Genomic DNA, 18171 nt, shown 5'->3' with positions numbered 1-18171 from the left:
CAAAGGAAATCAAGTGGCACGCTATATCGGCCCCAAGGCCAAACTCTCCCGCCGTGAAGGCACTGACCTGTTCCTGAAGAGCGCACGTCGCTCGATCGCCGACAAGTCCAAGTTCGACACCAAGCCCGGCCAGCACGGCCGCACTTCCGGTCAGCGTACTTCCGACTTCGGCCTGCAGCTGCGTGAAAAGCAGAAGGTCAAGCGCATGTACGGCGTGCTGGAAAAGCAATTCCGCCGCTACTTCGAAGCCGCCGACAAGAAGAAGGGCAACACCGGTGCCAATCTGCTGTCGCTGCTGGAGTCGCGTCTGGACAACGTGGTGTACCGCATGGGCTTCGGCTCGACCCGCTCGGAAGCGCGTCAGCTGGTGTCGCACAAGGCCATCACGGTCAACGGCCAATCCGTCAACATCCCTTCCTACATGGTGAAGGTGGGTGACGTGGTCGCCGTGCGTGAAAAGTCCAAGAAGCAGGCCCGCATCGTCGAAGCCCTGCAACTGGCTGGTCAAGTCGGTTTCCCCGCATGGGTGGAAGTGTCTGCCGACAAGGCTGAAGGCACGTTCAAGAAGTCGCCTGACCGCGACGAGTTCGGTGCAGACATCAACGAATCCCTGATCGTTGAGTTGTACTCGCGTTAATTCCGCGCAGCGACATTTCTGTAAAACCGTCCCCCAGCCGCGAGGCATCGCGCTGGGGTGCTTCACCAGCCTTACCGGTGTAACGAGCCGGGGGTATTGAGAGGAAGTCTGCATGCAAACCAATTTGCTGAAGCCCAAGACGATCAATGTCGAGCAGCTTGGCCACAATCGCGCCAAAGTTGTTCTGGAGCCGTTTGAGCGTGGCTACGGCCATACGCTGGGCAACGCCCTGCGCCGTGTCCTGCTCTCGTCCATGGTGGGTTACGCAGCGACGGAAGTGACGATTGCTGGTGTGTTGCACGAGTACTCGTCCATCGACGGTGTCCAGGAAGATGTGGTCAACATCCTGCTGAACCTCAAGGGTGTGGTGTTCAAGCTGCACAACCGCGATGAGGTCACGCTCTCGCTGCGCAAGGATGGCGAAGGCGTCGTGACGGCGCGCGACATCCAGACGCCCCACGACGTGGAAATCATCAACCCTGATCATGTCATCGCCAACCTGTCGCAAGGCGGCAAGCTGGACATGCAGATCAAGGTGGAGAAGGGCCGCGGCTATGTGCCCGGCAACGTGCGCCGCTATGGCGACGAGTCCACGAAGTCGATCGGCCGCATTGTGCTGGACGCTTCGTTCTCGCCCGTCAAGCGCGTGAGCTACGCCGTCGAATCGGCCCGCGTTGAACAACGCACCGACCTCGACAAGCTGGTGGTGGAGATCGAAACCAATGGTGCGATCACTGCCGAGGACGCCGTGCGCGCATCCGCCAAGATCCTGGTGGAACAGCTCGCCGTGTTCGCTCAGCTGGACGGCGGCGATATCGCCAGCGTCTTCGATGCTCCGGCCGGTGGCCGTGGTGCCGCAACCGCCTTTGATCCCATCTTGCTGCGTCCCGTGGACGAGCTGGAACTCACCGTGCGTTCGGCCAACTGCCTCAAGGCAGAGAACATCTACTACATCGGCGACCTGATCCAGCGTACCGAAAACGAGCTGCTCAAGACCCCCAACCTGGGTCGCAAGTCGCTCAACGAGATCAAGGAAGTCCTGGCTTCCCGCGGTCTGACGCTGGGCATGAAGCTCGAGAACTGGCCGCCTGCTGGCCTGGAAAAGCGCTAAGCACTATAATTGCAGGCTCTCCTTTTTGGAGAGCCTCAGTGCCTCGGGCAGTACCTGATACGGCTGCACGAATTAATCAACAACTTGCGCAAATTCGGTTGAGGCAAGCTGCAGATCCGGTAACGGGTCCAGGCTTGCATCCTTGTTTGCGCAAGCCCTAATTACATATTTTAGGAATAAAGCACCATGCGTCACGGTCACGGCCTCCGCAAACTCAATCGCACCTCTTCGCACCGCCTGGCGATGCTGAAGAACATGATGAATTCGCTCATCGAGCACGAAGCCATCAAGACCACCGTTCCCAAGGCCAAGGAACTGCGCCGCGTGATCGAGCCCATGATCACCCTGGCCAAGGTCGATACCGTTGCCAACCGCCGCCTGGCATTCGACCGCCTGCGCGACCGCGACAGCGTGACCAAGCTCTTCAACGAGCTGGGCCCCCGCTTCGCCAAGCGTCCTGGTGGCTACACCCGTATCCTGAAGATGGGCTTCCGCGTGGGCGACAACGCCCCCATGGCCTTCGTGGAACTGGTCGAGCGCGCTGAAGAAGGCGCCGCCGAAGCCAAGGCAGCTGAATAATCTGCTATAATTTTGGAATACCGCGCGATGGAGCAGTCTGGTAGCTCGTTGGGCTCATAACCCAAAGGTCGGAGGTTCAAATCCTTCTCGCGCAACCAAATTGAAAAGGGCTACGACACTGTCGTAGCCCTTTTTTCATGCCCTCGCGCCAGGGCAAAGGCCAGGCGGACAGCCCGGCATCAGCCGCCCAGCTGGTTGCCGATGCGCTGGCCCAGCCGCAGGCGCACGCGGTGGGCGATTTCCTGGGCGACCTCGGGGCTGAGCACTTCGCTGATGTGCAGCAGCTCGGTGTAGTGCATGTACAGAAGGCCGCGCAGGGTCTTGAATGCGGCCTCGTGCTCGGCGCCGCAGACGCTGGCGTCATTGGCCAGCACGCGCTCCACCACACCGGCCTGCAGCAGCGGGATCTTGCAGATGACGGCGTGGCGGGCGATCTCCAGGTCGATTTCCTGGAGCCGGCATTCCCATTCCTCGGGCAAGAATCGGTTGGCTGGCATGTCGGCTTTTCTCCTTTTTTCACTGCATGGGTACACCGGGGCGAAAGGCACCCGGTCTGGGGATGCTGTCATGTGAGCGGGGCTCGGTGGCCTGGGTCGCCAGGTTTACTGGCCCGGCCTTGATGCCTGTCAAACTTCGGTGGCGCAGGCGCCCGCTGGAAGCCGGGCTCATGCTGCACTGCATCATGATGTCAGTCATGCGGCGCGGCCGCCAGTGCCCGTGCAGGCTGGTGGGCTTTTGCTCCCGGCAGGCCATGCTCTCTCGGCGCCGCTCCGGCAACGCAAAGGATCCACATGCTCGAGAAGATCGCCTCGCTGTTCCGCTATTTCAAGGCGGCCGTGCCGTTCCGGCTGGTGCCGGCACTGATTGCCACCGCCGTGCTGTTCGGCCTGCTGCTGATGCCCGTGCCCGAGGGGCTGACGCCCAAGGGCTGGCAGCTGGTCGCCATTTTCCTGACCACCATCGTGGCCATCATCCTCAAGGTCATGCCCATTGGCGTGATGGCCTTGATGGCCATCGTCATCGTCTCGCTGTCCCAGGTCACCTCCGGCTCGTCCAAGGGTGCCATCACCGATGCGCTGAGCAGCTTTTCCAGCCCGCTGATCTGGCTGATCGTGGTAGCCATCCTGATCTCGCGCGGCCTCAAGAAGACGGGGCTGGGCAGCCGCATCGGCCTGATGTTCATCGCCCTGCTGGGCAAGCGCACCATCGGCATCGGCTACGGCCTGGCGATCTGCGAGCTGGTGCTGGCTCCGTTCACCCCCAGCAACACGGCGCGCGGCGGCGGCATCGTTCACCCGATCATGAAGTCCATCGCCAATGCCTTCGAGTCGGACCCGGCCAAGGGCACGCAAGGCAAGGTGGGCACCTACCTGGCCCTGGTCAACTACCACGCCAATCCCATCACCTCGGCCATGTTCCTGACCGCCACCGCGCCCAACCCGCTGGTGGTGGATTTCGTGGCCAAGGCCACGGGCCAGGCCCTGCACCTGAGCTGGACCACCTGGGCGCTGTACATGCTGCTGCCGGGCCTGCTGTGCCTGCTGCTGATGCCGCTGGTGATCTACCTGCTGTCGCCGCCCGAGCTCAAGGCCACGCCCAATGCCGTGGAGTACGCCCGCAGCGAGATGGCGCGCATGGGGCCGCTGTCGGGCAAGGAGCGCGTGATGCTGGGCACCTTCGGCCTGATGCTGCTGCTGTGGGCCAACGTACCGCAGATGCTGTTCGGCCCGGCCTTCGTGCTGGACCCCACGGTGGTCGCCTTCCTGGGCCTGTTCGTGCTGATCATCACGGGCACCATCGACTGGGATGACGTGCTGTCCGAGAAAAGCGCCTGGGATACCCTGGTATGGTTCGGCGCCCTGGTCATGCTGGCCGAGCAGCTCAACAAGCTCGGCGTGGTGTCCTGGTTTGCCGTGGGCATGAAGAACGCCATCGTCGCCAGCGGCCTGGACTGGCTGCCGGTGGCGGCCATCCTGGTGGGCGTGTTCGTGTTCTCGCACTACCTGTTCGCCAGCACCACGGCCCACATCAGCGCGATGATGCTGGCCTTCCTGACCGTGGGTGCGCAGCTGATTCCGGCCGACTATGTCGTGCCCTTCATGCTGATGATGACGGCCGGCTCGGCCATCATGATGACGCTGACCCACTACGCCACCGGCACTTCGCCCATCATCTTCGGCAGCGGCTATGTCACGCTGGGCAACTGGTGGCGCGTGGGGGCGGCCATGTGCGTGATCGAGCTGCTGATCTTTGCCGTGGTCGGCAGTGTCTGGTGGAAGCTGCTGGGGCTGTGGTGAGGGCGGGCGCCCTCAAGCCGTGGTCCGTGGCTCGCCCAGCGACAGCATGAGCCGGTTGGCCCAGTTGAAGAAGGCCGTGCCGTGCAGCACATCGGAGATGGCGGCATTGTCCAGGCCTGCGGTGCGCAGCGCATCGATGTGGGCGGGCTCCAGCGCAGGCGGCGTCTGGGTCAGCGCCACGGCCGCCGTGACGATGGCATTCCAGCGCGGCCCCAGGTCCGTGCCCGGGCCTTCGTCGAGCAGGCGCTGCACGTCGCCGCCCCGGCGCGAGAAGTGCGTGGCGAAGCGCGCATGGACCGAGGCGCAGTAGATGCAGCCATTGGCGCGCGAGGTGGCCGCAGCGGCCAGCTCGCGCTCGGCGCGCGGCAGGCCGGCGTCGGGGTTGTAGAAGATGTCCTTGTCGGTGCGCGTGCGTGCGCCCAGCGTGTCGGGGTCGCGCGCCAGCAGGCGGAAGTAGGGCGACTGCGCGCGTGAGGCATCGACCAGGCCTGCATGGTGGCGTTCGGTCAGCTCGCTTTCTTCCAGCGGCTCAATCCATGGCAGCCAGTCGAGTTGTTCCTGGGTGAAGACCTGGGGAGCGGCGGAGTTCGTTGAGGTCATGGCTGGGCTTGCAGGGTGGTGGGTTGATGGGCTGCCTGGGGCGCGGGGCGTGCAGCCAGCACGCGCAGCCCCGCCACCACGCGGATCTGGAAGGACAGGAAGGACGCCAGCTGGGACAGGATGACGATGTCCGTCTCGCTCCAGCCCGCCTGCTGCAGCGCCTGCAGTGCCCCGGCGCTGGCGTCGCGCGGGTGGTAGGCCAGGAGGTGGGCATGGGCCAGCGCCGCGGCCAGGCGCGGGCCCAGCAGTGCGGCGTGGGCCGGGTCCACGGCATAGGCGGGGCCGGGCTGGTCCTCGCGGCTCAGCGGGCCTGCCGGGTAGCTGCCGTAGGGGCCGTGCGGGCCGCCGCCGGCCTGCAGGCTCTGGGCGCGGCCACGCACCACTTCGGACGCCACCACGGCGGCCAGTTCCGCATCCTCGGCGGCCAGCGCGCGTGTATAGAAGACGGCGCTGCGCGGCTCGCCATGCAGCCCGGCCGTGAAGGCGGCCAGGGCCAGCCGCTCGCGCAGCGAGACCGTGCCGGGCACGGGCTCGGCGGGCGTGAACAGGGCGGCAAAGCTTTGCTGGGCCTGCGTGCGTGCCTCGGTGCGGTGGCGGCGCACGCGGTCCAGGGCGCTGCCGGGGGTGATGTCGGCGAGGTGGTCGATCACGTCGCCGGGAAAGCGGGGCGTTGCGGTGGTGTTCATGGTCATGCGGCTTGCAGCAGTCCGGCCCGGACTGCGGGGAGGGAAGAGGGCGCTGGGGTGGACGTGGATGTGGACTCATCGGCACGGCGCCAGCCCAGGGCCGGTGCCACATGGGCGGCCGTCAGTTCGATGGAGCGCAGGATGGCGTCGTGCGGCGGGTCGATGGAATGCACCTGGAAGACGATGTCGCTCACGCGCGCCAGCGCCGTGTCGGCGCGCAGCGAGGCGATGACCTCGTCGGGCGTGCCCACATGCACGTCGTAGGCGGCGATGAGATCGGCCAGCGGCGCCTGCGGATCGACGCGGGCCGCCCATTGCGAGGGCTGGGCGGCATGGCGCAGGGCCACGCGGCGCAGGCCGGCCTCGGCCCAGCGCAGCGCCTCGTCTCGGCGGTCGGCCACGAACAGCGTGCGCGAGCCCAGGATGCGCGGCGCCCGCCCTGCGGGCAGGCGGGCGAGGTAGGCGTCGATGATGGGGTTCTGGATCTCGGACAGCGTGGCCTGCGGCGCGCCTTCGGGCCGTGGCTGGGTGCGCGACAGCATCAGGCCGTCGCCATTGGCCCCGGCCCGCGCGCCGCCCTCGGCCGAGAACGTGGCCTGCCAGACGCGCTCCAGCAGCTGCGGCGCGGCCGGGTACAGGCGCACGCCACCGGCCAGCGCGCGCCCGGCCCAGGCGTCCTGCAGCACGCCGAAGTTGCGTGCGAAGACGGCGCCGCGCTCGGCGCCCTGCACGCCAAAGGCCTCGAAGGATTCGGCCGTGCCGCCCGTGCCCAGGCCCACCTCCAGGCGGCCGCCGGTCAGCAGGTCCAGCACGGCCGCGTCCTCGGCCACGCGCAGCGCGTTTTCCAGCGGCAGCGTGATCACGCCCGTGCCGATGCGGATGCGCCGCGTGCGCGCCGCCACATGGGCCAGAAAGACGAAGGGCGAGGGCAGGCCGCCCTCGCTTTCATGGAAATGGTGCTGGGCTACCCAGGCCGAGTCGAAGCCGTGGGCCTCGGCATGGGCGATCTGCTCGGCCACCAGGCGGTAGCGCTCGCCGGCCGGCGCATCGTCGAGCAGGCGGCTGAAGAAGCCCAGGCGCGGGCCGTTGCGGGAGCCGTGGCCACGGTTGGTATCAGGCGGGGTGAGGGACAAAATCAATGCTCCTTTTGCCGGGAATGGCGTCCATGAGTTCGCGCGTGTAGTCGCTGGTGGGGCGCTGGAACACTTCCTCCACGCTGCCCGCGTCCACCACCCGGCCCGCGCGCAGCACCGACACCGTGTCGGCGATCTGGCGCACCACGGCAAGGTCGTGCGAGATGAAGAGATAGGTCAGCCCCAGGTGCTGCTGCAGCTGGGCGAGCAGGGCGAGGATCTGCGCCTGCACCGTCACGTCCAGGGCCGATACGGCCTCGTCCAGCACCAGCACCTGCGGCTGCAGCACCAGGGCGCGCGCAATCGCCACGCGCTGGCGCTGGCCGCCCGACAGCGCATGCGGGCGCCGCTGCAGCACGGCGGCCGGCAGGCCCACGCGCTCCAGCATGTCGTGCACGCGCCGGCGGCGCTCATCGGCCGGCAGCGGGTCGAAGTTCAGCAGGGGCTCCTCGATGATGTCGAACACGCTCTGGCGCGGGTCCAGCGAGCTGAACGGGTTCTGGTAGACCAGCTGCACGCGGCGGCGCAGCTGGCGCAGGGCCTCGCCGCGCAGGCCCGTGACCTCGGTGCCTTCGATGCGGATGCGGCCCGCCGTGGGCCGGCCCAGGCCCACGATGGCGCGGATGGTGGTGGTCTTGCCCGAGCCCGACTCGCCCACGATGGCATGCGTGCTGCCCCGGCGCACGCGCAGCGACACGCCGTCCACGGCGCGGAAGATGCCGCGCCCGTGGGCCGAGGCATGGCCGGGCGCCGCGAACTCGTGCACCAGGTCCTCGACCTCGATGGCCCAGTCATCGGCCGTGGCGGGCCTGGGCGTGCGGCGCGGCGCGGGCGCCAGCGAAGGCGCATCGGCCAGCAGCCGCCGCGTATAGGCGCTTTGCGGATTGCGCAGCAGCTCCAGCGTGGGGCCCTGCTCCTGGATGCGGCCACCCTGCATGACGACCAGGCGGTGCGAGCGGTCGGCCGCCACGCCCAGGTCATGCGTGACCAGCAGCACGGCCGTGCCGGTCTCGCGGCGCAGCGCGTCGATCAGGTCCAGGATGCGCCGCTGCACGGTCACGTCCAGCGCGCTGGTGGGCTCGTCGGCAATGATGAGGGCGGGCCGCAGCGCGATGGCGATGGCGATCAGCACGCGCTGGCGCATGCCGCCCGACAGTTCGTGCGGATACTGGCGTGCGCGCAGCGCGGGCTGGGACAGGCCCACGCGCGCCAGCAGCTCCAGCACGCGCGCCTCCACGGCCGTGCGGTCGCGCAGGCCGTGGATGCGCAGGATCTCGCCCACCTGGTCGCCTACCGTGCGCACGGGGTTCAGCGACATGGTGGGGTCCTGCGGCACCAGGCTGACCACGCGGCCGCGGATGGCGTTCCAGCGTGCGGCGGGCCAGCCAGAGACCTCGGTGCCCTGCAGGCGGATGCTGCCGTGCTCGCGGTGGCCGTTGTCGGCCAAAAGGCCGATCACGGCCTGGGCCGTGGTGGTCTTGCCCGAACCCGATTCGCCGACCAGGGCCACCACCTCGCCCGGCGCCACGGAAAACGACACGCCGTGCACCACGCGCTGCGCCTGGCCTGCGGCATCGCGGTAGGCCACGGCCAGGTCCTGCACTTCGAGCACGGGGGCGGTCGTTGCCACCGCTGGTGCGGCGTGGATGCGTTCCTCGATGGCGGCGCTCATGCAGGCCTCCGTGCGAAGGCCGTGGCGATGCGGTTGGCCGCCAGCACCACGGCCACCACGATCAGGCCCGGCGCCGTGGTCAGCCACCAGGCGGTGGCGATGTAGTTGCGGCCCTCGGCGATCAGCAGCCCCCATTCGGGCGTGGGCGGCGGCGCGCCGTAGCCCAGAAAACCCAGGGTGGAAATCGCAAGGATCGCCGAGCCGAACTGCAGCGCCGCCATGGCGATGACCGAGGTCAGCGAATTGGGCAGCACATGGCGCCACAGCACGGCGGCAAAGCGCCCGCCGCTGCCAAAGGCGGCCTCCACATAGTCGGAGCGGCGCACGCGCACCACCTCCGAGCGAACCAGGCGCGCGAAGCTGGCCACCGAGACCACGCCCACGGCAATGGCCGCGTTGATGGTGCCAAAGCCCAGCACGATGATGATGGTCAGCGACAGCAGCAGCGAAGGCACGGCCAGCAGCACATCGACCAGGCGCATCAGCGCATCTTCCGTGCGCCCGCCCGTGGCCCCGGCCAGCAGGCCGATCAGCGTGCCCACGGCCAGGCCCACGCCCACGGCCACGAAGGCGCCCGACAGCGAATGCACGGCGCCATGCACCACGCGCGCCCACAGGTCGCGCCCCAGCGCGTCCGTGCCCAGCCAGTGCGCGGCGCTGGGCGCCAGCAACTGCTGGCCGGCCTGGCCCGCGATCGGGTTCTGGTGGGCGAACCAGCCGGGCGCCAGCGCCCACAGCGCGGCCACGGCAATCACCAGCCAGGCCAGGGCCAGCGTGGGCGGCAGGCGTTTCAGGGATTGCAGGCGGGCCGGCAAGGCGAAGCTGCGGCGCGGGGCGGCTGGCGCAGGGGCCAGGGACGACGCTGGCAGCGCCGTGGGAATGGCAGTCGGAGTGGCGGGCGCGGCCTGGGCATCCAGGGCCGGGGAAAGAGCGCTTGAGACGGCAGTGTTCATGGCCGGTTCTCCACGGAATGGCGCAGGCGCGGATCAAGCAGCGGGTACAGCAGATCCACGGCGAGGTTGATGAGTACGAAGGCGGCGGCCGAGACGACCACCACGGCCTGGAGCACGGCCGTGTCCTGGTTGCCCACGGCCTGCTGGGTCAGCGTGCCCAGGCCGTTGAGGCCGAACACGGCCTCCGTCACCACGGCGCCGGCCAGCAGCTCGCCGAACAGCACGCCGGCAATGGTCAGCGTGGGCAGCAGGGCATTGCGTGCCACATGGCGCAGCAGCACCCAGCGGCGCGAGGCGCCCTTGGCCCGCGCCACGGCCACGAAGGGCTGGGCCAGCACGGCGTCGATATTGCGCAGCAGCACCTGGGCCAGCGGCGCCGAGATCGGCACGGCCAGGGTCAGCGTGGGCAGCACCAGTCCTTCCCAGGGGCCGGGATTGATCACGGCGATCCAGCCCAGGCGGAACGACACCACCTGGATCAGCATGATCCCCAGCCAGAACACGGGCACCGAGACAAAGACCGAAGGCAGCGAATACAGCGCGTTGCGCAGCCAGGACAGGGGCGCCAGGCTGGCAGCCGCCGCCAGCGCCACGGCCAGCAGCGCGGCTGCGGCAAAGCCCAGGGCAGCGAGCTTGAGCGTGGGTGGCAGGCTGGTGGCCAGGCCCTGGCTCACCGGCACGCCGGCCTGCAGCGAATAGCCGAAGTGGCCCGTGAGGAACTGGCCCAGCGTGTGCAGGTACTGCTGCCACACGGGCTGGTCCGAGCCGTAGGCGGCGCGGATGTCGGCAATCTCCTGCGGGCCCAGGCCCAGCTCGGGGTTCAGGAACTTGATCAGCACGGCGTCGCCCGGCAGCAGCTGCAGCAGGATGAACGAGACCGTGAAGGCCGCCCACAGCACCAGGGCGGCCTGGGCGATGCGGCTGAGCAGATAGCGGCGCGGCATGGGAGTGGTTCCTCAGGGAGCGTTCCGGTCAGCGCCTGGCCAGCCAGGTGCTGTAGAAGCTGGGCCGGCCCACGGCCTCGAAGCCCACGTCACGCACCCAGCCTGCGCCCGCAAAGGCCTGGGGTTCCTCGAAGATGGGGATCACATAGGCCTGGTCGATCAGGTAGTTCTGCACCTCGCCGGCCAGCGCCAGGCGCCTGGCGGCATCGGTCTCGGCCGCGATGGCGTCGAACAGGCCGTTGAGCCTGGTGTCCTCGAAGGACTTGACCTTCTGGCTCACGCCGCCCTTTTGCAGCAACACGTTGCGGTTGGTCGGGTAGTAGTTGCTCTTGATCACGTCGGGATCGGCGCGGCCCACCATGCCGGGCAGCACGCCGGTCTTGTCGGGGTCCAGCGTGTCCACGGCGCGGCTGCCCGCGTCGCCCGACAGCACGTTGAGCTTGACGCCGATGCGCGCCCACTGCTGGGCCACGAGCTGCAGCGTCTCCTTGTTCTGCGGCTGGGGCAGGGACTCGTAGGTGGAGAGCACGAAATCGCGGCCGTCCTTCTGGCGCAGGCCGTTGGCGCCCAGCGTCCAGCCGGCCTCGTCCAGCAGCTGTTTCGCCTTGGCCTCGTCATAGGCCAGCTTGGCCGACAGGTCCACGAAGCCGGCCGCCGTGGAGGCAATCACCGAGCGCGCCTGCGGATAGCGCGGCGAGAACAGCGTCTCCACGATCTCCTTGGCATTGGTGCCATGCAGCAGCGCCTGGCGCACCTTGAGATCGGCCACCAGGGCGTTGTCCGGGCGGATGGCCACGCTGTTGTTCACGCCGCGCGTGGGCGGGGCGTAGATGCTGAACTTCTGGTCCTCGACGCGCTTTTCGTCATAGGCCTGGATCTGGCGGATCAGCCCGGCCTGCCCGGCCAGCAGCGCGCCGATGCGCACGCTGTCCTCGGGCGTGACGATGAACTTCACCTCGTCCAGCCGCGCGCGGCCCTGGTGGGCCAGCTTGGCGGGACCCCAGGCATAGTCCTTGCGCACCTTGAGCACCAGCTCCTTGCCCAGCGTCTCGCTGGCCACCACGAAGGGGCCGGAGCCGATGATGCGCGTGGCGTCGCCCAGCTCCTCGAAGGGGCGGTCCAGCGTGGCCGGCGAGACCAGGCCCGAGCCGATCACCGAAGTGCCCTGCAGAAAGCCCGGCGAAGGCTTTCTGAAGAAGAACTTCACCGTCAGCGGGTCGACCACCTCGCTGCGCTCGTAGTTGTTGATCACCTCGGACACGGGCTGCTTGAGCGCCTTGTTGCCCAGGCCATAGGTGTCGAAGTTGCGCGCCACGGCCGCCGCGTCCAGCGCCGTGCCGTCGGAGAAGGTGACGCCGGGGCGCAGCTTGAAGCGGTACTCGGTGGCATCGGCATTCACGGTCCAGGATTCGGCGATCCAGGGCTGGATCTCCAGCGTCTTCGGGTCCTGGTAGGTCAGCTTGTCGGTGATCTGGTTGAGCACGCCGCCGTTGGGATAGAAGCCCCCGGCCGGCGGATAGAGGTTGGTATGGGCCTGCTGCTCCAGGTAGACCAGGGTGCCGCCTTCCACGGGGCCGGCAGCCGCGCCCGCCTGGGCCGTATCGGCCTGCCTGGAGCACGCCGCCAGCAGCAGGCTGCTGCCCGCCAATACCGCTATCGCGGCCTTCCATGCCACCTGACCCGCCTTCGATTGGGAAAACACGTTCGTACCTCGCCGCCGCTGGGGCGCTGAAAAACAAGACTGCCGGCCACAGGACCGGCTCCATGTTTTTCATGCTATCGATGCCAAATATTTGCGCTCATATATCGAGTTGCATCGTTATTTGGAAAACGACTAAGGGATGGGGCCCCCGCATATCTGCCCAGTGCATAAGCGCAGACGGATTCGTTTGTTTGCCGCGCATGCGGCGGTCCCAACAATGGGCTGGTACTTCCTTCACCGAAAGCCCATCCATGAGCCATCTCAACGAATACCTCGCCGAAAAGCGCGCCGCCGTGCTCGCCCGCAGCGCCGCCGTCGCGGCCGGCACGGCCCAGCCCGCCCACCTCAAGGCCCATGTGCGCGCCGAGGGCCGCAGCGGCGTGCGCCGCCTGCGCATCCGCGAGCACCAGGTCATCAGCGACAGCCCGCCCGACTTCGCGGGCTACAACCTCGGCCCCAGCTCGCCCGAGCTGCAGCTGGGCGTGCTGGGCACCTGCGTGACCCACATCTTTCTGATCCAGGCGGCCGAGCGCCAGGTGCCCGTGGAGAGCCTGGAGGTCGAGGTCACGGGCATCATCGATCCGCGCGGCGGCAAGCCCGGCCACGAGGCCACGCCCATCTGGCCGCATGAGATCGGCTACACCGTGCACATCGACTCGCCCGCCAGCCGCGCCGAGATCGATGCGTTGTTCGAGGCCGTGGAGCGCACCTGCCCCATCCTCAACCTGCTGCGCAATCCGCAGAACATCCGCGCCGAAGTGCGCCACACCGACTCCAGCGCCGCCGCGCGCCTGGCAGCCTGAACACCGTGCGGAAAGCACCCCTGCCATGACCCTGCCACTCGACCACATCGTCATCGCGGTCCAGGACCTGGAACGCACCATTGCCGACTACACCGCGCTGGGCTTCAACGTGCTGCGCGGCGGCGAGCACCCGGGCCGCTCCACGCACAACGCCCTGGTGGTGTTTGCGGACGGAGCCTATTTCGAACTCATCGCCTGGCGCGCACCCGCGCCCGAGGAGCGCTGGTGGCAGCAGCTGCAGCGCCATGGCGAGGGCATTGTCGATTTCGCGCTGCTGCCCACCGAGACCGGCGCCGTGGTCGCCGCCGCCCAGGCGCGCGGCCTGGACTACGAGGCGCCCTACGAAGGCGGCCGCCTGCGCCCCGACGGCGCGCAGCTGCGCTGGCGCAATGCACGCGCCCGCAGCCAGGACCTGCCCTTTCTCTGCGGCGACCTCACGCCGCGCGCCCTGCGCGTGCCTGAGGGCGATGCACGCGTGCACCCCAACGGCGCCACCGGCGTGGCCCGGCTGTACGTGGCCGTGCATGACCTGCGCGCCAGCCTGGCGCGCTGGCGCGCGCTGCTGGGCGAGGGCGCCGACATTGGCGAGGCCCGGCTGTCGGACGACGGCAGCGCCTACCGCGCATCGCTGAGGCTGGGCGCCACTGCGCTGGGCGCCACCGCGCTGGTGCTGGCTGCGCCCGCCCAGGGCGTTGCCACGGGCGCCCTGGGCCACCGTCTGGCCACGCGCGGTGAAGGCCCTTATGCCATCGAGCTGCAGGTACGCCAGCCCGCGTCTGCGCTGGCGCTGGACGAGGCCGCCACGCATGGCGCGCGCATCGTGCTGGCCCAGGTTTCCCCGGCCAGGGAAACCGCCGCCGCCTAGGCGAAATGCGTGGGCGCTAGAATGGCGCCCCGCTGACACCCATGCCCACCCCGGTGGGCGTTTTCGTTGCAGCCGCGGCCTCCCTTGAGGGGCGCCGCGGCGCGGCGCTGCTTGCCATGACGACTGCTTCCACTCCTGCCACGCTGGGCATAGATTTCGGTACCTCCAACTCCGCCATGGCCTGGCGCGCCCCCGGCCAGACCGCACGCCTGCTGCCGCTGGAGGGCGATGCCTGCGGCATGCCCACGGCGCTGTTCTTCCATACGGACGAGCACAGCACCCATTTCGGGCGCGATGCCATGGCCCAGTACCTGGACGGCGAGCCGGGCCGGCTGATGCGCTCCCTCAAAAGCCTGCTGGGCAGTGCGCTGCTGCAGGAAAAGACAGCGGTGCACGACCAGTTCGTGAGCTACCAGGACATCATCGGCCTGTTCCTGCGCCGCGTGGCCGACCGGGCGCGTGCCTCGCTGGACGGCCGCCTGCCCGAGCGCGTGGTGCTGGGCCGGCCCGTGCATTTCGTGGACGACCATCCCGAGCGCGACCGCCAGGCCCAGCAGGCCCTGGCCGATGCCGCGCGCGCCGCAGGCCTGGGCGAAGTGGATTTCCAGATGGAGCCCATTGCCGCCGCGCTGGACTACGAGCAGCGCCTCACGCAGGAATCCGTGGTGCTGGTGGTGGACATCGGCGGCGGTACCTCCGACTTCACCGTCGTGCGCCTGGGCCCCGAGCAGGCTGGCCGCAGCGACCGCCGCGACGACATCCTGGCCACCAGCGGCGTGCACATCGGCGGCACGGACTTCGACCACCGGCTCAACCTGGCCCAGCTCATGCCGCTGCTGGGCTACCGGCACATCGGCCCCAGCGGCCGCGAAGTGCCCAGCCGCGTGTTCTTCGACCTCTCGACCTGGCACCTGATCCAGTGGCTGTACTCGCCCAAGGCCCTGGCCGAGGCGCGCAACCTGCGCACTGACTACAGTGACCAGCGCCTGCACAAGCGCCTGATGGAAGTGCTGGAACTGCGCGAAGGCCACCGCCTGGCCGCCGTGGTGGAGCAGGCCAAGATCGAGGCCTCCACGCGCCATGCCGAAGCGGCCATCGAGCTGGGCTGGCTGGAATCGGGCCTGTCCGCCGCCATCTCGCCCGAGGTGCTGCACGAGCAGCTGCAAGGCCCGCTGCAACAGGTCGTGGCCTGCGCCCAGGACTGCCTGCGCCTGGCCGGCGTGGCGCCCCAGGCGCTGGACGCCATCTACCTCACGGGCGGCTCATCGGCCCTGCGCACGCTGCGCGATGCGCTGCGCGAGGCCTTCCCGGGCGTGCCGCAGGTCGAAGGCGACCTGTTCGGTGGCGTGGCCACAGGTCTGGCGTATGCCTGATCAATCCGCGTCGCCGTCCTCCTCGGCGGCCTGCTTGATCGCCAGCGCGGCGTCATAGAGGCGGTTGCGCGGTGCGCCCGTGATCTCGGCGGCCAGGCGCACGGCGGTCTTGGTGGGCAGCTCGGCCAGCAGCAGGCGCAGCACGCGCAGCGCTTCGCCGTCGGCCTCATCGCCACCCAGGGCCACCGGGTGCAGCACCACGGCGAATTCGCCCTTGCTGCGCTGGGGCACGGCCTGCAGCCAGGCCGGCAGCGCGCTGGCGGGCATGGTGGCAATGTCCTCGAACTGCTTGGTGATCTCGCGTGCCAGCGTCACCGGGCGCTCGCCCAGCGTGGCCAGTGCGGCGGCCAGGTCGGCAATGCGGTGGGGCGCCTCCAGCAGCACGGTGCAGCGCGGCTGTAGGGCCAGTTGCTGCACGGCAGCCAGGCGCTCGGCCGACTTGGTGGGCAGAAAGCCTGCGAAGACGAAACCTCCCTCGCCCTGCGAAGGCGTGACCGCACCGGCCACGCTGATGGCGGCCGTGATGCTGCTGGCGCCGGGCAGCGGAATGCAGCGCAGGCCCGCGGCCTGCACGGCGGCGCACAGGCGTGCGCCAGGGTCGCTGACGCCGGGCGTGCCCGCATCGCTGACATAGGCGATGCGCTGGCCCTGCTGCAGCCGCGCCACGATCTGCTGGGCCGCCTCGGCCTCGTTGTGCTGGTGCACGGCCAGCAGCTGGCTGCCGGGCCGGTCCAGTCCATAGGAGCGCAGCAGGCCCTGCGTGTGGCGCGTGTCCTCGCAGGCCACGCAGTCCACCAGCTGCAGCACATGCAGGGCGCGCAGGCTGATGTCGGCCAGGTTGCCGATGGGAGTGGCCACCACGTAGAGGGCGCCCTGCGGATAATGCTGGGATGCCGCAGCATCCTTGGCTGCGCCCAGCGCGGTGGCGAAAGAGGTAGTCAATGGGTTTCCTTGCGAAAAAGCCGGCAGGCGCGGGGCCGTCTGCCCTCACGACCCGGCATCGGGGCCAGCAGGCCGAGGATGCGGCGCTGGCCCATCTGCAGGCGGCCGGCCTGCGTCTGGTCGAGCGCAATTATCGGACGCCGGGCCGCGGCGGCGGCGAGATCGACCTCATCGTGCAGGCGCGCGACGGCACCGTGGTCTTCGTCGAGGTGCGCAGCCGCGGCACGCGCGCCTTCGGCGGTGCCGGCGCCAGCATCGGTGCCACCAAGCAGCGGCGCATCGTATTTGCGGCGCGCCACTACCTGATGCGCTGGTCCGCGCCGCCGCCATGCCGCTTCGACGTGGTGCTGGTCGAGCCCGGCGCCGGGCCCTCCGTGCAGTGGCTGCAGGCCGCCTTTGACGCCGAAGGCGCCTGATCCGTTACCGCTGCAGCACAAATAACGCCTGGCTACGAAAGACTTCAAGGGCGGCAGTTATCATCGGGCCTCCATGCTTGAGCAACGTATCCAACAGCATTTCATCGACAGCGCCGACCTGAAATACCAGGCCGCCCAGGCGCTGAGCCAGCCCATTGCGGCGGCAGTGCAGGCCATGCTGGCCTGCGTGACCAGTGGCGGCAAGGTTCTGGCCTGCGGCGCGGGCGCCTCTGCCAGCGATGCCCAACTCTTCGCCGCCCTGTGCGTGGCCGGCTTCGAACGCGACCGGCCCGAGCTGGCTGCCGTGGCCCTGGTCTCCGACGGCGGCCTGCTGGGCACCGTGGGCGCCACGGGCTCGGGCGGCAACGCCACCCAGTACCTTGCGCGCCAGATACGCGCCCTGGGCCAGCCCGGCGACCTGCTGCTGGTGCTGTCCGCCACGGGCAACGACGTGGCCGTGCTGGAGGCCCTGGATGCCGCCCATGAGCGCGACATGATGGCCGTGGTGCTGACCGGCCGCACGGGCGGCTCCCTGGCCGGCCGCGTGCGCGAGACCGATGTTCTGATCTGCGTGCCGCACGACCGTGCGGCGCGCGTGCGCGAAACCCATACGCTGGTGCTGCACTGCCTGTGCGACGGCGTGGATGCCCAGTTACTTGGTGAACAGGAGATGCCTCTATGAAGTTCCGTTGGTCCCGCGCCGCCTGCGGTTTGCTCGCCGTCGCGTCCCTGGGCGCCGCCCTGTCGGGCTGCGTCGCCCTGGTGGGCGGCAGCGCCGTGATGGCCGGCATGTCGGTGGCGGACCGCCGCACCACCGGCACCCAGGTGGAAGACCAGGGCATCGAGCTGCGCGCCAACAACCGCATCGCCGAAGTGCTGGGCGACAAGGCCCATGTCAACGTCACCAGCTACAACCGCCAGGTGCTGCTGACCGGCGAGGCCGGCAATGAGGCCGACCGCCAGACCATCGAGAAGCTCGTGCGCGAGCAGCCCACGGTGCGCAATGTCTTCAACGAAGTGGTGGTGGCTCCCTTCACCTCCACGCTGAGCCAGCGCTCCAAGGACACGCTGATCACCACCCAGGTCAAGGCCAGCCTGCTGGACGCCAAGGACATCCAGGCCTCGGCCTTCAAGGTCGTGACCGAGAACAAGGTCGTCTTCCTGATGGGCATCGTCACCCCGCGCGAAGCCAAGCGCGGCGCCGAGATTGCACGCGGCATCAACGACGTGACCAAGGTCGTGCGCGTGGTGGAAGTCATCTCCGAGGACGAACTGGCCCGCATGCAGCCCCAGTCCGCCCCCGTGGTCACCGACGACTCCGGCAAGGCCGCCGCAGCCAGCGCTCCCACCAGCCTCTCGGAAAGCAGCCTGTCCACCCCCGCAGGCGCCACCGCCACCCCGGTGAAGTGATCACCGCCGCCTGAAAGCAAAAGCCGGAACATGTTCCGGCTTTTTGTT

The 18171-nt window shown here is 68.8% G+C and carries 19 protein-coding genes and 1 tRNA gene; 11 read left to right on the top strand and 9 right to left on the bottom strand.

Annotated features, from left to right (window positions below):
* The first annotated feature begins 13 nt into the window (after positions 1-13).
* From rpsD to BW39_RS05480, 4 genes are all read left to right on the top strand, one after another.
* On the top strand, positions 14-637 hold the full coding sequence (gene rpsD, locus BW39_RS05495; RefSeq protein WP_012202977.1) for a 30S ribosomal protein S4: 624 nt from the start codon (positions 14-16) through the stop codon (positions 635-637).
* 112 nt (positions 638-749) lie between these two features.
* Positions 750-1748 (top strand): DNA-directed RNA polymerase subunit alpha, encoded by a 999-nt coding sequence (locus BW39_RS05490; RefSeq protein WP_012202978.1) that lies wholly within the window; start codon positions 750-752, stop codon positions 1746-1748.
* A gap of 186 nt (positions 1749-1934) precedes the next feature.
* On the top strand, positions 1935-2327 hold the full coding sequence (gene rplQ / locus BW39_RS05485; RefSeq protein ID WP_012202979.1) for a 50S ribosomal protein L17: 393 nt from the start codon (positions 1935-1937) through the stop codon (positions 2325-2327).
* Between the two features lie 21 nt (positions 2328-2348).
* A tRNA-Met gene (locus BW39_RS05480) sits at positions 2349-2425 on the top strand.
* A gap of 81 nt (positions 2426-2506) precedes the next feature.
* Here the strand turns inward: BW39_RS05480 and BW39_RS05475 are convergent.
* Positions 2507-2824, bottom strand: coding sequence for a hypothetical protein (locus BW39_RS05475; RefSeq protein WP_012202980.1), 318 nt, complete (start codon positions 2822-2824; stop codon positions 2507-2509).
* A gap of 294 nt (positions 2825-3118) precedes the next feature.
* Between BW39_RS05475 and BW39_RS05470 the strand changes: the two genes are divergently transcribed.
* Positions 3119-4624, top strand: coding sequence for a DASS family sodium-coupled anion symporter (locus BW39_RS05470; protein ID WP_034389959.1), 1506 nt, complete (start codon positions 3119-3121; stop codon positions 4622-4624).
* Between the two features lie 12 nt (positions 4625-4636).
* Here the strand turns inward: BW39_RS05470 and BW39_RS05465 are convergent, their stop codons facing one another.
* The 7 genes from BW39_RS05465 to BW39_RS05435 are packed head-to-tail and all read right to left on the bottom strand — an operon-like array spanning position 4637 to position 12314.
* A complete protein-coding gene (locus BW39_RS05465) occupies positions 4637-5224 on the bottom strand; it encodes an alkylhydroperoxidase domain protein (RefSeq protein ID WP_043820413.1) in 588 nt (195 codons plus the stop codon).
* Positions 5221-5916, bottom strand: a complete 696-nt coding sequence (locus tag BW39_RS05460) for a CMD domain protein (protein ID WP_043820411.1) — start codon at positions 5914-5916, stop codon at positions 5221-5223. The genes BW39_RS05465 and BW39_RS05460 overlap by 4 nt, the downstream gene beginning before the upstream one ends.
* Positions 5913-7043: a putative FMN-dependent luciferase-like monooxygenase gene (locus BW39_RS05455; RefSeq protein ID WP_043820410.1), complete on the bottom strand. Its 1131-nt coding sequence runs from the start codon at positions 7041-7043 to the stop codon at positions 5913-5915. The genes BW39_RS05460 and BW39_RS05455 overlap by 4 nt, the downstream gene beginning before the upstream one ends.
* Complete coding sequence (locus BW39_RS05450; RefSeq protein WP_043820409.1) at positions 7024-8715, bottom strand: dipeptide ABC transporter ATP-binding protein; 1692 nt, start codon at positions 8713-8715, stop codon at positions 7024-7026. The genes BW39_RS05455 and BW39_RS05450 overlap by 20 nt, the downstream gene beginning before the upstream one ends.
* Entirely contained in the window at positions 8712-9668 is a 957-nt protein-coding gene (locus BW39_RS05445) for an ABC transporter permease (RefSeq protein ID WP_043820407.1), read from the bottom strand. Before BW39_RS05445 ends, BW39_RS05450 begins: the two co-directional genes overlap by 4 nt.
* The gene (locus tag BW39_RS05440) at positions 9665-10612 is read right to left on the bottom strand and encodes an ABC transporter permease (protein ID WP_043820406.1); all 948 of its coding nucleotides are present in this window, start codon (positions 10610-10612) and stop codon (positions 9665-9667) included. Before BW39_RS05440 ends, BW39_RS05445 begins: the two co-directional genes overlap by 4 nt.
* 28 nt (positions 10613-10640) lie before the next feature.
* Complete coding sequence (locus tag BW39_RS05435) at positions 10641-12314, bottom strand: TIGR04028 family ABC transporter substrate-binding protein (RefSeq protein WP_043820405.1); 1674 nt, start codon at positions 12312-12314, stop codon at positions 10641-10643.
* Positions 12315-12565: 251 nt separating this feature from the next.
* Between BW39_RS05435 and BW39_RS05430 the strand changes: the two genes are divergently transcribed.
* From BW39_RS05430 to BW39_RS05420, 3 genes are all read left to right on the top strand, one after another.
* Positions 12566-13117 (top strand): OsmC family protein, encoded by a 552-nt coding sequence (locus tag BW39_RS05430; RefSeq protein ID WP_013804436.1) that lies wholly within the window; start codon positions 12566-12568, stop codon positions 13115-13117.
* A 25-nt stretch (positions 13118-13142) separates the two neighbouring features.
* A complete protein-coding gene (locus BW39_RS05425) occupies positions 13143-13982 on the top strand; it encodes a VOC family protein (RefSeq protein WP_043820403.1) in 840 nt (279 codons plus the stop codon).
* A 116-nt stretch (positions 13983-14098) separates the two neighbouring features.
* Positions 14099-15355 carry an Hsp70 family protein gene (locus BW39_RS05420; RefSeq protein ID WP_043783186.1) on the top strand — a complete coding sequence of 419 codons (1257 nt, stop codon included), beginning with the start codon at positions 14099-14101 and terminating at the stop codon, positions 15353-15355.
* Here the strand turns inward: BW39_RS05420 and rsmI are convergent, their stop codons facing one another.
* Entirely contained in the window at positions 15356-16297 is a 942-nt protein-coding gene (rsmI, locus tag BW39_RS05415; RefSeq protein ID WP_013804433.1) for a 16S rRNA (cytidine(1402)-2'-O)-methyltransferase, read from the bottom strand.
* Between rsmI and BW39_RS05410 the strand changes: the two genes are divergently transcribed.
* From BW39_RS05410 to BW39_RS05400, 3 genes are all read left to right on the top strand, one after another.
* Positions 16297-16713, top strand: a complete 417-nt coding sequence (locus BW39_RS05410; protein ID WP_043820402.1) for a YraN family protein — start codon at positions 16297-16299, stop codon at positions 16711-16713. The two genes, rsmI and BW39_RS05410, sit on opposite strands and share 1 nt — an antisense overlap.
* 73 nt (positions 16714-16786) lie before the next feature.
* Entirely contained in the window at positions 16787-17395 is a 609-nt protein-coding gene (locus tag BW39_RS05405) for an SIS domain-containing protein (RefSeq protein ID WP_012202994.1), read from the top strand.
* Entirely contained in the window at positions 17392-18123 is a 732-nt protein-coding gene (locus tag BW39_RS05400; protein ID WP_043820401.1) for a BON domain-containing protein, read from the top strand. Before BW39_RS05405 ends, BW39_RS05400 begins: the two co-directional genes overlap by 4 nt.
* Positions 18124-18171 lie beyond the last annotated feature (48 nt).

The organism is Delftia sp. RIT313 (assembly GCF_000632165.1).
Lineage (GTDB): Bacteria > Pseudomonadota > Gammaproteobacteria > Burkholderiales > Burkholderiaceae_C > Comamonas > Comamonas acidovorans.
This window is presented reverse-complemented; position numbering and strand designations above follow the sequence as displayed.